Origin of the sequence: Pseudomonas sp. RIT-PI-r (assembly GCF_001297015.1) — a bacterium.
Classification (GTDB): Bacteria; Pseudomonadota; Gammaproteobacteria; order Pseudomonadales; family Pseudomonadaceae; genus Aquipseudomonas.
In genome coordinates this window covers 286901-299770 of sequence record NZ_LIGE01000022.1, presented here as the reverse complement: position 1 = coordinate 299770, position 12870 = coordinate 286901, and the positions used below count along the sequence as shown (strand labels likewise).

Here is a 12870-nt window from a genome sequence, read left to right as displayed (position 1 = left end):
CCATCCAATGTGGGAGCGAGCCTGCTCGCGAAGGCGGTAAGTCAGGCAGCTTGATTGCCACTGACCCACCGCTTTCGCGAGAAGGTTCGCTCCAACAATCGGCCGCTTACAGGTATTTCAACCAGGCGATGTCGCGGCGACGCGCCTTCAACGCCGAGAACCAGCGCACGGCCGGGAACAGTGCAATCGCCAGAATGATTGCGGCGAGCCAGATCGACGTCACCGAGGAGAAACCGAAATAGCTGCCCTGATTCAAACCAAACAGCGCCGCGCCGATCAGGTACAACACCTTCAACGCATACAGGTGCAGCAGATAGAAAAACATCGGCGCCGATCCGAACACCGTCAGCCAGCGAATCCAGCGTCGATCCTGCACGCGCTCAAACGCCAACAACAGCAACAACCCAGTGCTTACCGTCAACGCGATAAACAGCAATGACGGCGGGTACTTGGTGATGTTGAAAAAACTCATCACGGTGTGCAGCATCGAGTCGCCCACGGCCCACGGTTTCTCGCCGTAACCGTTGAGCAGCCGCAGCGCGACGAACCCCAGCAGCCCCGCAACACCGCCGATCAACAGGCGCCGTTGACGCGCGCCGGCTTCAACACCCCGAGCAAACCACGGCCCCAACGCATAACCCAGACCGATCACACCGATCCACGGCAGCAACGGATAGGACGTGCGCAAGCGCAAACTGTCGCTGACTTCGATCCAGCCACGATCATGCAAAATCGCCCACGGCACATGCAGCGCTGACTCGACCGGGAAGTGCAGACCATCGAGCAGGTTGTGCCCGGCGATGATCAACACACTCAATGCCAGCAACAGCCAGCGCGGCAACCAGACCAGCAGCGACAGCGCGATCATGCTCAAACCGATCGCCCAGATCACTTGCAGATAAATCACACTCGGTGGCAGCTGGAAGGTCCAGGCGAAGTTGACCAGGGTGAATTCGAGCACCACCAGAAACAGTCCGCGCTTGAACAGAAACGCACTGACGTCAGTCTTGCCTGCATACTTTTCGCCAAACAGCCATGCCGACAACCCGGTCAGCAAGACAAACACCGGTGCACACAAGTGCGCCAGAGTGCGGCTGAAAAACAGTGCCGGCTCGGTGCTGGCGATGTCCATCGGATCGCTGACCTGACGGTGCAGCAGGAAGGTTTCGCGCACGTGGTCCAGCAGCATGAACAGGATGACCAGGCCCCTGAGTGCATCGATGGACAGTAGCCGGCCAGTCACCGGGGCAGAACGGGGAAGCACAATCGTCATAAGCGTTTCGCATTCGAAGGGATATCAGTGGGTGCCAGCAACGGCCACCCTGAAAATTTGCGTTACCTTATAACACCAAGAAGCAAAAACCCAAACTCAATCGATAGTGATTCTCAGAAAACCGAAGCTGATTACGCCGCGCAATTTGCCCTCCGGCCTCAGGCTTCTATAGTGATCAAGTCCCCCTGCCCTCTGCGGCCTGTTGTCGAGCGTTGTCCATGGTCAACACCGAACACCTGATCATCTGCGAGCACTGCGATTGCGTTTACGAGAAAGTCACGCTCGCCAAACACCAGAAAACCTCGTGCGTGCGCTGCGGTGGTGTGCTGCAGCGCTTCAATGGTTTGACCGTTGAGCAGCGTCTGGCGCTGACGTTCACGGCGGCGGTGTTGTGGCTGTTCGCCAATTTCTACCCGGTGATGAGCATCAGCATGAAAGGCCTGAAAAACAGCGCAACGCTGTGGGACTCGGTGCTGGCGCTGAGCCAGGGGCCGATTACTTTCATCGCCATGGTCGCGGCCATTGCCATCATCATTGCCCCGGCGTTTCAACTGGTTTTGTTGACCTGGGTATTGAGCTTCGCCCTCGGCGGGAAACGTGCGCCGGGGTTCAAGCTGTGCATGCGCTGGCTGGAAACCCTGCGTCCGTGGAGCATGCTGGAAGTGTGTTTGCTCGGGGCCATGGTGGCGGTGTTCAAACTGGCCGGGCTGCTTGATGTGTTGCCCGGCATCGGCCTGTTTGCCTTGGCCGCGCTGAGTCTGATGATGATCCGAATTGCCGGTCGCGACATCCGCGACCTCTGGGACATTCCATGAAGCGACCACCGACTGCCAGCGAACTCAATCTGTGTCTGTGCCACAGCTGCGGGCTGGCCTGCGACATGAGCGACGAGCCGCACCAGTGCCCGCGTTGCGACGCGCCGCTGCATCGGCGCAAGACCAACTCGCTGACCCGCACCTGGGCCTACATGCTCGCTGCGCTGGCGTTTTACGTGCCGGCCAATCTGCTGCCGGTGATGAACACCACCATGCTCGGCAACGGCGCCGACAGCACGATCATGAGCGGCGTGCTGGAGTTCTGGGAGGCCGGCGCGTGGGACATCGCGCTGATCATTTTCATCGCCAGTATCGCCGTGCCGGGGATCAAGTTCGTCGCCCTGACCTTGCTGCTGATGACCGTGCAACGCGACAGCGCCTGGGCGCGCAAGGAGCGCTCGAAGCTGTACCGCTTCGTCGAGCTGATCGGCTATTGGTCGATGCTCGACGTGCTCGTGGTGGCGCTGGTCGCAGCACTGGTGAAGTTCCAGGCGCTGGGCGATATCGAGCCAAGACCGGGCATTCTGTTTTTCGGCCTGGTCGTGGTGTTCACCATGCTCGCAGCGATGAGCTTCGATCCGCGCCTGATCTGGGACAAGGACACGGGCGGCGACCTCAGCGACGCTGAACCTCAAGCAGCACCTGCAACGGATGGCGCAGTGCCTGATCCGACTGGCGCTTGACCTGGCTGCGGCAGGAATAACCGGTCGCCAGCGCTTCGCCCTGCTCTGCCGGTGCGTCGACCTGACGCGCCCAGGACTGTTCGTAGATCACCGCTGATGTCTCGCGATTGCGCGCTTCATGGCCGTAGGTGCCGGACATGCCACAGCAACCGGTGGCCTGCGTGGCCAGTTTCAAACCGGCGCGTTCGAAGACCTGCTCCCACTGGCGGGTCGCGGCCGGGGCGTTGGTTTTCTCAGTGCAGTGCGCGAGCAAACGGAACAGCGCGGTTTTATCCTCAGGCGCCTGCTCCGGCATCACCTTGAGCAACCACTCCTGCAGCATCGCCACTTCCGGGCATTGCTGCATACCGGGGACTTTCAGGTATTCCTGGCGATACACCAGCGTCATCGCCGGATCGAGCCCCACCAGCGGCACACCGAGCTCGGCCAATTCGCGCAACTGCCGCGCATTGCGCAACGCCGCACGGTTGAACGCCGAAAGGAAGCCCTGCACATGCAACGGCTTGCCGTTGGCACTGAACGGCGCCAGATAAACCTGATAACCGAGACGCGAAATCAGCTCGACCATATCCGCCAACAGTGGCGCTTCAAAGTAACGCGTGAATGCGTCCTGAACGATCACCACGCTGCGCTCACGTTGCGCCGAGGTCAACGCAGACAACGTCGAAACCGTTGCCGGTCGCACCTGCCAGCGACGCATCGCAGCGTGGAAATCGAAGCGGCTGAGCAACGGCACATCGACCATGCCGCCAACACGTTCCAGCAATCCACGCACAATCGAAGCGCCCATCAAACCGTTATACAACGCTGGAATCCGCGCCATGTACGGAATGCTGTATTCCAGCGAGGCGATCAGATAGTCCCGCGCCGGGCGCAGATAACGGCCGTGATACAGCTCAAGAAAGCGCGAACGAAACTCCGGCACATTGACCTTCACCGGGCACTGCCCCGCGCAGGATTTGCACGCCAGGCAACCGGCCATGGCGTCGTAAACCTCATGAGAGAAATCTTCGGACTGCTGACGCGTGTTGCGCCAACGCTGCCACAGCGTGCTGAAAAACGCCGGTTTGCGCATGGCATCAGACAACACATCAACGCCCGCCTCGCCCTGCAAACGCAGCCACTCGCGGATCAATGACGCGCGCCCCTTCGGCGACTGCGAACGCTCGCGGGTGGCCTTCCATGACGGGCACATCGCATCATCCGGATCGAAGTTGTAGCAGGCGCCGTTGCCGTTGCAGTGCATCGCCGCGCCGTAGTCCTGCCAGACCTTCTCGTCGATCTGCCGATCGAGTTCACCGCGCAGGGTCACTTCGTCGATCTTCAGCAACGCCGCATCGGTGTTGGCTGGGGTGGCGATCTTGCCTGGGTTGAATTGGTTGAACGGGTCGAACGCCGCTTTCAGTGCTTGCAGCGCCGGATAGAGTTCACCGAAAAATGCCGGCGCGTATTCCGAACGCAGACCTTTGCCGTGCTCGCCCCACAGCAGACCGCCGTAACGTTGGGTCAGCGCCGCAACGCCATCGGACACCGGGCGCACCAGCGCGGCTTGTTGCGGATCTTTCATGTCGAGAATCGGCCGTACGTGCAATACGCCGGCATCGACATGACCGAACATGCCGTACTGCAATCCGTGGCTGTCGAGCAGGTCGCGCAACTCGGCGATGTACTCGGCCAGATGCTGCGGCGGCACCGCCGTGTCTTCGACAAATGGCTGCGGCCGCGCCTCTCCGGCGACGTTGCCGAGCAAGCCCACCGCACGTTTGCGCATGCCGTAGACCTTGTTCACCGCCGCGTGCCCGACCGCCAGCGTGTGGCCCAAACGCTCGACCGTGCGGTCACTGCTCAAATGCTCGACGAACACCTCGACCCGGCGTTGCAGCTCTTCGGGATCGTCGCCACAGAATTCGACAAGGTTGATCCCCAACGTCGGCCGCTCGGCGCTTTGCGGGAAATATTCGGCGACGCCGTGCCAGACGATGTCCTGCATCGCCAGCAGCAAGACTTTCGAGTCGACGGTTTCGATCGACAACGGCTTGAGCGCCATCAAGGCCCGCGCATCGCGCAGTGCGTCCATGAACCCGGCGTAGCGGATGTTCACCAGCATTGTGTGCTTGGGGATCGGCAGCACATTCAGCCGCGCCTCGACCACAAAACCCAGCGAGCCTTCGGCACCGCACAGCACGCTGTTGAGGTTGAAGCGGTTGTCCGCCTCACGCAGGTGTGCGAGGTCATAACCGGTCAGGCAACGGTTGAGATCGGGGAAACGCTCCTTGATCAGCTCGCCCTGCTCATCAATGATCTGCCGCGCACAACGATAGACCTCACCGACGCGATCTTCACGGGCACAGAGTGCTTCCAGCTCGCGCTCTTCCAGCGGCTGACCGTGCAGACGTTCGCCGCCGCGCAGGATCATCTCGAGTTCAAGCACATGGTCGCGGGTCTTGCCATAGGTGCAACTGCCTTGGCCGCTGGCGTCAGTGTTGATCATGCCGCCAACGGTGGCGCGGTTGGAGGTCGACAACTCTGGGGCGAAAAACAGTCCGGCGGACTTCAGCGCGGCGTTGAGCTGATCCTTGACCACCCCGGCCTGGACCCGCACCCAGCGTTCTTCGACGTTGATTTCAAGGATGCGGTTCATGTGCCGCGACAGGTCAACGACGATGCCATCGGTCAGCGATTGGCCGTTGGTGCCGGTGCCGCCGCCGCGAGGAGTGATCACTACTTGCTGGTAAGCCGGCTCGGCAATCAGCCGCGCCACCCGCGCCACGTCCTCGGCATCTCGCGGAAACACCGCCGCTTGCGGCAGGCGCTGATAGATCGAATTGTCGGTTGCCAGCACCACGCGGCTGGCGTAATCGGCGCTGATTTCACCGCGAAAGCCGCTGTTCTTCAGGGCGTTGAGGAATTGTTGGTAATCGCTGGTCAGGGCTTTGGCGGGGGACAACTGGGCAATCATCGGTCAGGGCATCTCGGTGAAAATCGGGCCGTGTGGCGGTGAACAGTTGTACGCAACGAATGATTGCGTCAGGCTCCGCCATCTAATGCCGCCCATGTTCATTGTTGCCGGGCATTGGGACAACCGTAAAATCCACCCACTATCCATGACTTTTACGAATGAATCCGCGCACGCTCACCCCTTCCATGTCGTTATTGCTGGCCTTCGAGGCCGCTGCGCGCCACGAAAGCTACACCCGCGCCGCCCATGAATTGTCGCTGACGCAAAGTGCGGTCAGCCGTCAGGTGCAGATTCTCGAGAAAATGCTCGGCATGCGCTTGTTCAGCCGCGAAGGCCGGCAAGTGGTGCTGACCGATGTCGGGCGCATGTATCAGCGCGAACTGGCGGAGGCACTGGGGCAGATTCGCAGTGCAACCTTGCAGGCGATGGCGTTTGGCTCCGGCATTCACAGTTTGCGCCTGGCGACGCTGCCGACGTTTGGCTCGAAATGGCTGTTGCCGCGCCTCAAGGATTTCTACACCGCGCACCCGGGCATGACCGTGCACTTGCATTCGCGTATCGAAGCGATCGACTTCGATACCAGCGAAATCGATGCGGCGATTTGTGTGGGCGGCGGTGAATGGCCGGGGCTGAGCGCCCTGCCCTTGCACACCGAAGAACTGGTGGTGATCGCCAGTGCGCAGTTGTCCGCTGCCGAGCGCGATGACGCCGAACAGCAGATCGCCGGTCAACTGCTACTCAATGTCAGCAGCAATGCGCAGGCGTGGGCGGAGTGGTTCAGCCATCACGGCCTGCCCCACCGCAGCATGCGCATCGGGCCAAGCTTTGAAATGACCTCGCACCTGATTCAGGCAGTGCGGGCGAACATTGGTGTGGGCTTGGTACCGCGGATTCTGGTGGAGGATGAGTTGTCGAGCGGTGAGTTGCTGCAACTGGGCGAGCCGATTACCAGTCGGCGCAGCTATTACCTGGTGTATCCGCCGCGCAATGAGAATTTGCCGTCGCTGAAAGCGTTTCGGGATTGGCTGGTAAAGACACTCTGACTGGAGAACCTCATCGCGGGCAAGCCCGCTCCCACAGGGTTCTTCGTTGAATACAGAGTTTGCAATCGACACGATAACCTGTGGGAGCGGGCTTGCCCGCGATGAGGCCAGTCCTGACGCTATCAAAACCTCGGTTTGACCGCCTTCCAGTCCGGCTTGTAACGCTGCATCTGCCGCACATCATCGCGCTGTCGAATCCCGCACGTCAGGTACTGATCATGCAGCTTGCCCAACTGATCGTGATCCAGCTCCAAGCCAAGCCCCGGTGCCCGAGTGATCTTCACGCAGCCATCGACAATCGGTAGCTTGCCGCCCTTGATCACCTCCTCATCCGGCTCTTGCCACGGGTAATGCGTGTCGCAGGCGTAATCCAGATTCGGCACGGCCGCCGCGACATGGGCCATCGCCATCAGGCTGATGCCCAGGTGTGAATTGGAATGCATCGACACCCCCACGCCGAACACATCGCACATCTTCGCCAGCGTCTGCGTGTCGCGCAGACCACCCCAATAATGATGGTCGGCGAGGACAATCTGCACGCTGTTCTGCGCGACGCTGCGGCGGAACTCGTCGAAATCAGTAACCACCATGTTGGTTGCCAGCGGCAATCCGGTGCGTTTGTGCAACTCGGCCATGCCGTCGAGGCCCGGGGTCGGGTCTTCGTAATACTGCAGATCATCGCCGAGCAATTCGGCCATGCGAATCGAGGTTTCCAGCGACCAGTTGCCGTTCGGATCGATGCGCAGCGGGTAGCCGGGAAACGCCTTCTTCAAGGCCTTGATGCACGCCACTTCATGCTCCGGCGGTAACGTGCCGGCCTTTAGTTTGATGCTTTTGAACCCGTACGCCTCGATCATCCGCGCGGCCTGGGCAACGATCTGCTGCTCGTTGAGTGCCTCGCCCCAGTTGTCCGGCTTGTACGGCGAATCGACATGCTGCGCGTACTTGAAGAACAGATAGGCACTGAACGGCACTTCATCGCGAATCGCGCCGCCAAGAAGGTCCACCAACGGCACATTCAGGTAATGCGCCTGCAAGTCGAGAAAGGCCACTTCGAACGCCGAATAGGCATTGCTTACCGCCTTGCTGGCGTGGGAACCGGGCGCCAGTTCGGCACCGGCAATGCTCGCAGGTTTGTTGGCTGCAACGGTGGCCTGCACGATCGCGCGCAGCTGGTTGAGGTTGAACGGATCGAGGCCGATCAGTTGTGACTGCAACTGTTGCTGGATCGCCAGCGCCGGGGCATCGCCATAGCTTTCGCCGAGGCCGATGTAGCCGTTGTCGCTTTCGATCTCGATGATCGAGCGCAGGGCGAAAGGTTCGTGGATACCGCTGGCGTTGAGCAACGGCGGATCACGGAAGGCAATCGGGGTCACGGTGACACGGGTGATTTTCAAGATAACGCTCCTGACAGATCAACAATCAATTCAATGGCTCGCGGCCGGGCTGGCCGTCGCAACAACGGCGCTTTCGTCATGGGGCTTTGCCGGGGTTTTCCCTTTGGCGCCCGGCGCCGTGCGGGCGAAGAAGATCACCCCCGCGGCGATCAGTGACGTCGCCGCCAAGCCATACAGGCCGCCCTCGATGGAGCCGGTGCTTTGTTCAAGGAAGCCGAACGCGGTCGGCGCAACGAAGCCGCCGAGGTTGCCGATGGAGTTGATCAGCGCGATCACCGCAGCGGCGATGCGGGCATCCAGATAGCTTTGCGGAATCGGCCAGAACAGCGCCGAGGCAGCCTTGAAGCCAATAGCGGCGAAGCAGATGGCGACGAAGGCGAAGATCGGCCCGCCAGTGGTCGACATGAACATGCCGATGGCGGCGATTACCAGCGTCAGCGCCACCCAGGCCTGCTGGAATTTCCACTTGCCGGCCATCGCCGCGAAACCGTACATCGCGACAATCGAAATGATCCACGGAATCGAATTGAGCAGGCCAACCTGGAAGTCGCCGAGGTTGCCCATCTTCTTGATCATGCTCGGCAGCCAGAATGTTGCGCCGTAGATGGTCAGGGCAATGGAGAAATAGATGAAGCAGAACAGCGCGATCTGCCGATCGGCCAACAGCTTGAACATCGACGGCTTGGCCACTTGCACCGCGTCACGGGCACGCTGTTCTTCAGCAATGGCGCTGACCAGCGCTTCACGCTCCTCTTCGGTCAGCCACTTGGCCTGACGCGGATGCGATTGCAGCCAGAACCAGACGAACGCGCAGAGCACCACCGACGCCGCGCCCTCAATCAGGAACATCCATTGCCAGCCGTGCAGACCCAAGCCGCTGATGTGCAGCAGCGCACCGGACACCGGACCGGAGATCACCGAGGCAATCGCCGAACCGCTGAGAAATACCGCCATGGTCTTGCCGCGCTCGGAGGCCGGCAGCCATTGGGTGAAGTAGTAAATGATCCCCGGAAAGAACCCCGCCTCGGCCGCGCCGAGAATAAAGCGCAGCACGTAAAAACTGGTTTCACCTTTGACAAAGGCCATGGCCATGGCAGCGGCGCCCCAAGTGAACATGATCCGCGTCAGCCAGACCCGCGCGCCGTAACGTTGCAGGAGCATGTTGGACGGCACTTCGAACAGCGCGTAGCCAACGAAGAACAACCCGGCACCGAGGCCGTAAGCCGCAGCGCCGATGCCCAGATCGGTCTCCATGTGGCTGCGCACGAAACCGATGTTGACCCGATCGATGTAGTTGACGATGAACATCACCACGAACAGCGGCAGCACGTGGCGCTTGACCTTGGCGGCGGCACGGGCGAGAACCGTGACATCCAGTGGACTCTGGAGGGTTTTCAAGGGCGACTCCCGATCTTGTTTTTTTAGGGATGGCGTAAAGCGATGGATCGATCATGGACGGCGATCATTGATCCCGTCTAATCTAACTTGGCATTCGATTGATACCCGGATTAGATCAATGTTCGAACTGACCCAGCTGCGTTGCTTTACCACCGTCGCCACCGAACTCAATTTCCGTCGCGCCGCCGAACGGCTGAACATGACGCAGCCGCCACTGAGCCGACAGATTCAGTTGCTCGAACATCACCTCGGCGTCGAGTTGTTCACGCGCAGCACCCGCAGCGTCGCGCTGACCGCCGCCGGCCGGGCTTTCTTCATCGAAGCACAGAACCTGCTGGAGCGCGCACAGCAGGCAGCCGTGACCGCGCGACGGTTCGCCGAGGGCGATATCGGTTCGGTGAACATCAGTTTTGTCGGCAGCGCGGTGTATGAATTTTTGCCCAAGGTCATTGCCGAGGCACGCTTGAAACAGCCGCAGGTGAAGATCGATCTGTCGGAAATGAACACCTACCAGCAGCACGAAGCCCTGCGTGCTCGGCGCATTGATCTGGGCATCGCTCGCGCGCCATTACTGGAGCCGGGCTACGCCACTGAATGCCTGGTGCGCGAGCCGTTTGTGCTGGCGGTGCCCGGTGCTCATCCGTTGGCGAGCGCGGCTCAAGTGTCGGTCAGCGACCTGGATAAGCAGCCATTTCTGATGTACTCCCACGCGGCTTATCCGCCGTTCAACGAACTGCTGACCGGCATGCTGCGCTCGGCACGGGTCGCGCCGGATTATGTGCAGTGGCTGGGGTCATCGTTGACGATTCTGGCCTTGGTCAACGCTGGCATGGGCCTGGCGCTGGTACCGCGCTGCGCCACCAGTGTGGTGTTCAAGAATGTGGTATTTCGCGATATCGATCTGGGCGAAGGGGTGCAGAGCGAGCTGCATCTGATCTGGAGGGAGAACAACGACAACCCGGCGTTTGCGATGTTGCTGGAAGCGATTCGCCGGGCGGTGGCTGAGGGTTGGGGTTAAGAGACTGGCAGCGCTAATCAGCGCTTTGGCGGTGGAGGCGCACTGGGTCCTTTAACCAACGTCTTTGCCAGCTGCTTACCGTCCGGGCCGACAAAGAGGCGCGCAATATGAGGTGGAATAGGTTTTGGTTCTTTTGCACTCATGATAAAACCTCCTCGACGAAACTGAATTCGACCCACTGAACTTTCGACGAATCTATCACCAATAATTCGGCGCCAAAAGGGAGCGCCAGGCCATCATCGCCAAGCCAGCGTGGATTCAACACGATGAATTGCCCTTCCTTAGGGCCGGAGGGCCACTCCAAAGGCCAGCCAAACAATCGCCGCTCATCACTCAGATGCAAAGTGACAAGGCGATCGTGCCTCTCAAAAGCGCTGTACCACTCGTTGGGATGAGAGTTTTTACGTGTCAGATTTCGCTTGCGTAGCAACGCATGCAGCCTCCCGTTTGAAGCCAAATAGCAGAAAAGTCCGGCGAGACATACTGAAACAATAAATGCCCAGAATGCCTCCGCCCGAGCATCCCATTTCCCTACAGAAAATCCTTTCGAACCCACCCACAGACAAATTGCCCCGATCCCCAAAACCGCGCCCTGAATCACAAACGTAAAAATCAGCGCCTGCACAATCTGCCCAAACGTATCGGGCCGTTTGAACGCGGTCAGCGAGTAAAAAATCCACGCTGACAGGAATCCGGGAATCAGATACTGCAGCAACGGAATAACTTCTTTGACCAGATCATCCATGATCCGAGGCTCCTTGAACGCTTACTGACATCGATCGCACGCCAGCATCTGAAGCCTAGTGCACACAGAAAAAACGCCTGCGCCCAACTGTCACCACTCATTACGCAACACTCCACGCGTCGCGGGATGCACACAGGCCAACGAGCCGGCCGTAACCGTTAAAAATCATAAATAGCCCAGCGAGGCTGGAAAGTGCATGGACAAAAAAATCCCGCTCAGCGAGCGGGATTTGTTTATCACGGCGATGTTACGCGACCACAGGAATCATCGGGTCAGCCGCCGCCAATGCGCTCACGCGATCAGCCGCTGGCGGGTAGATCCACTGGGTGTTGATCTGGGTCTTCAGGGTTTTGCCTTCTTGTTTAACCAGTTTCACCTGACGATCCCAGCCCTCGGTATACACCGCGCCCCAGGCACCGAGATCCAGGCACGTCACGTATTTTGGCTGGCTGTAAGGCGTCGGATCGACCCCGAGAAGCTGTGCCGCGACGTTATTACCCGCATGACGGCCCAGCGAAATCGCATGCTGGCAGGTCATCAACGCGTAGTTGCCAATGTCGTCGGTGGCAGCGTAAGCCACATCACCAGTGGCGAAAATATCGTTCTGGCCGATGACTTTCAGGTTGGCGTCCACATGCAGACGACCCTGCTTGTCGCGCTCGGCGGGGATCTGTTCAGTCAACGAACTGGCCCGCACGCCAGTGGTCCAGACCACGGTTTTCGCCTCGATGTGCTGACCGTCCGAAAGCGTCACGCCGTCAGCATCGACGGACTGCACCGACACCCCCAAACGCCATTCAACACCCAACTCTTCGCTGGCTGCGACAATGGACTTGCTGATCTCTTCGCCCATCGAGGCACCGATTTTTTGCCCGCGATCAACAATGATCACCTTGATGTCGGCGTGCTCGCCAAGAATGTCGCGAAGGCGTCCAGGCATTTCGGTTGCCGTTTCAATCCCGGTAAAGCCACCGCCCGCCACCACGACGGCGTTGCGCGCCAGGCTGTCGGGAAGGTTTTTCAACGCTTTCAGATGGGTTTCCAGGCGGACTGCCGTTTCGATCTGGTCAACGTCAAACGCGTACTCAGTGACGCCCGGCGTGTCGGATTGCGCCAGACCGCTGCCGGTGGCCAGCACCAGCTTGTCGTAGTTGAAGACTTGCTTTGTCCCGGACGCGTCGGTGTAACCCACGGCTTTAGACGCCACATCGATGGTCTCGGCAGCACCCTTGATGAAATGAACGCCGACTGCTTCGAACAGTTCACTCAACGGTGCTGTTAGTTGATGAGCATTCGGTTCATAGAAACGCGGGCGTACACGCAATTCGGCCTGAGGCGCCAGGACGGTCACATCGACATTGTCACGCCCATGGATATCCACCAGGCGCGTGGCGCTCAGCGCCGTCCACATGCCACCAAAGCCTGCGCCAATTACCAGAATGTGCTGTTTCATCGTTGTCTCCAGGCTCGTCGCCAAGTACTGAAATAGAGAGTGAGTGGTACTCGCTGCCCGCGAGTCGAAGCCTCTCGGTGCTGGGT

Annotated in this window: 10 protein-coding genes; 4 read left to right on the top strand and 6 right to left on the bottom strand. The window is 59.9% G+C overall.

What is annotated here, in order from left to right; genetic code table 11:
- Positions 1–106 precede the first annotated feature (106 nt).
- On the bottom strand, positions 107–1273 hold the full coding sequence (locus AK821_RS09510; protein WP_064389435.1) for a DUF1624 domain-containing protein: 1167 nt from the start codon (positions 1271–1273) through the stop codon (positions 107–109).
- 218 nt (positions 1274–1491) lie between these two features.
- Here AK821_RS09510 and AK821_RS09505 point away from each other — a divergent pair, with 218 nt between their 5' ends.
- Both AK821_RS09505 and AK821_RS09500 read left to right on the top strand, forming a co-directional pair.
- Positions 1492–2088 (top strand): paraquat-inducible protein A, encoded by a 597-nt coding sequence (locus tag AK821_RS09505; protein WP_064389434.1) that lies wholly within the window; start codon positions 1492–1494, stop codon positions 2086–2088.
- Positions 2085–2771 (top strand): paraquat-inducible protein A, encoded by a 687-nt coding sequence (locus AK821_RS09500; protein WP_064389433.1) that lies wholly within the window; start codon positions 2085–2087, stop codon positions 2769–2771. Before AK821_RS09505 ends, AK821_RS09500 begins: the two co-directional genes overlap by 4 nt.
- Here AK821_RS09500 and ydiJ read toward each other — a convergent pair.
- Positions 2704–5730, bottom strand: coding sequence for a D-2-hydroxyglutarate dehydrogenase YdiJ (gene ydiJ / locus AK821_RS09495; protein ID WP_064389432.1), 3027 nt, complete (start codon positions 5728–5730; stop codon positions 2704–2706). The genes AK821_RS09500 and ydiJ overlap by 68 nt on opposite strands.
- 158 nt (positions 5731–5888) lie before the next feature.
- On the opposite strand from ydiJ, the gene AK821_RS09490 reads away from it, so the two are divergent.
- Positions 5889–6773, top strand: coding sequence for a LysR substrate-binding domain-containing protein (locus AK821_RS09490; protein ID WP_064389431.1), 885 nt, complete (start codon positions 5889–5891; stop codon positions 6771–6773).
- 122 nt (positions 6774–6895) lie between these two features.
- Here AK821_RS09490 and AK821_RS09485 read toward each other — a convergent pair whose 3' ends face one another.
- Together AK821_RS09485 and AK821_RS09480 are read right to left on the bottom strand one after the other, a co-directional pair.
- Positions 6896–8170: a glucarate dehydratase family protein gene (locus AK821_RS09485; RefSeq protein ID WP_064389430.1), complete on the bottom strand. Its 1275-nt coding sequence runs from the start codon at positions 8168–8170 to the stop codon at positions 6896–6898.
- A 30-nt stretch (positions 8171–8200) separates the two neighbouring features.
- Complete coding sequence (locus tag AK821_RS09480; RefSeq protein ID WP_064389429.1) at positions 8201–9568, bottom strand: MFS transporter; 1368 nt, start codon at positions 9566–9568, stop codon at positions 8201–8203.
- A 118-nt stretch (positions 9569–9686) separates the two neighbouring features.
- On the opposite strand from AK821_RS09480, the gene AK821_RS09475 reads away from it, so the two are divergent.
- Positions 9687–10586: a LysR substrate-binding domain-containing protein gene (locus tag AK821_RS09475; protein WP_064389428.1), complete on the top strand. Its 900-nt coding sequence runs from the start codon at positions 9687–9689 to the stop codon at positions 10584–10586.
- Positions 10587–10725: 139 nt separating this feature from the next.
- On the opposite strand, the gene AK821_RS09470 is transcribed toward AK821_RS09475, so the two are convergent.
- Entirely contained in the window at positions 10726–11331 is a 606-nt protein-coding gene (locus AK821_RS09470; protein ID WP_064389427.1) for a DUF6338 family protein, read from the bottom strand.
- Between the two features lie 247 nt (positions 11332–11578).
- Positions 11579–12784 carry an NAD(P)/FAD-dependent oxidoreductase gene (locus AK821_RS09465; RefSeq protein WP_064389426.1) on the bottom strand — a complete coding sequence of 402 codons (1206 nt, stop codon included), beginning with the start codon at positions 12782–12784 and terminating at the stop codon, positions 11579–11581.
- Positions 12785–12870: the final 86 nt, after the last annotated feature.

What these genes read in the sequence shown, in the direction of transcription:
- AK821_RS09510 (WP_064389435.1), bottom strand. Translation starts at nt 1,273, where the DNA reads ATGACGATTGTGCTTCCCCGTTCTGCCCCGGTGACTGGCCGGCTACTG.
- AK821_RS09505 (WP_064389434.1), top strand. Translation starts at nt 1,492, where the DNA reads ATGGTCAACACCGAACACCTGATCATCTGCGAGCACTGCGATTGCGTT.
- AK821_RS09500 (WP_064389433.1), top strand. Translation starts at nt 2,085, where the DNA reads ATGAAGCGACCACCGACTGCCAGCGAACTCAATCTGTGTCTGTGCCAC.
- ydiJ (WP_064389432.1), bottom strand. Translation starts at nt 5,730, where the DNA reads ATGATTGCCCAGTTGTCCCCCGCCAAAGCCCTGACCAGCGATTACCAA.
- AK821_RS09490 (WP_064389431.1), top strand. Translation starts at nt 5,889, where the DNA reads ATGAATCCGCGCACGCTCACCCCTTCCATGTCGTTATTGCTGGCCTTC.
- AK821_RS09475 (WP_064389428.1), top strand. Translation starts at nt 9,687, where the DNA reads ATGTTCGAACTGACCCAGCTGCGTTGCTTTACCACCGTCGCCACCGAA.
- AK821_RS09470 (WP_064389427.1), bottom strand. Translation starts at nt 11,331, where the DNA reads ATGGATGATCTGGTCAAAGAAGTTATTCCGTTGCTGCAGTATCTGATT.
- AK821_RS09465 (WP_064389426.1), bottom strand. Translation starts at nt 12,784, where the DNA reads ATGAAACAGCACATTCTGGTAATTGGCGCAGGCTTTGGTGGCATGTGG.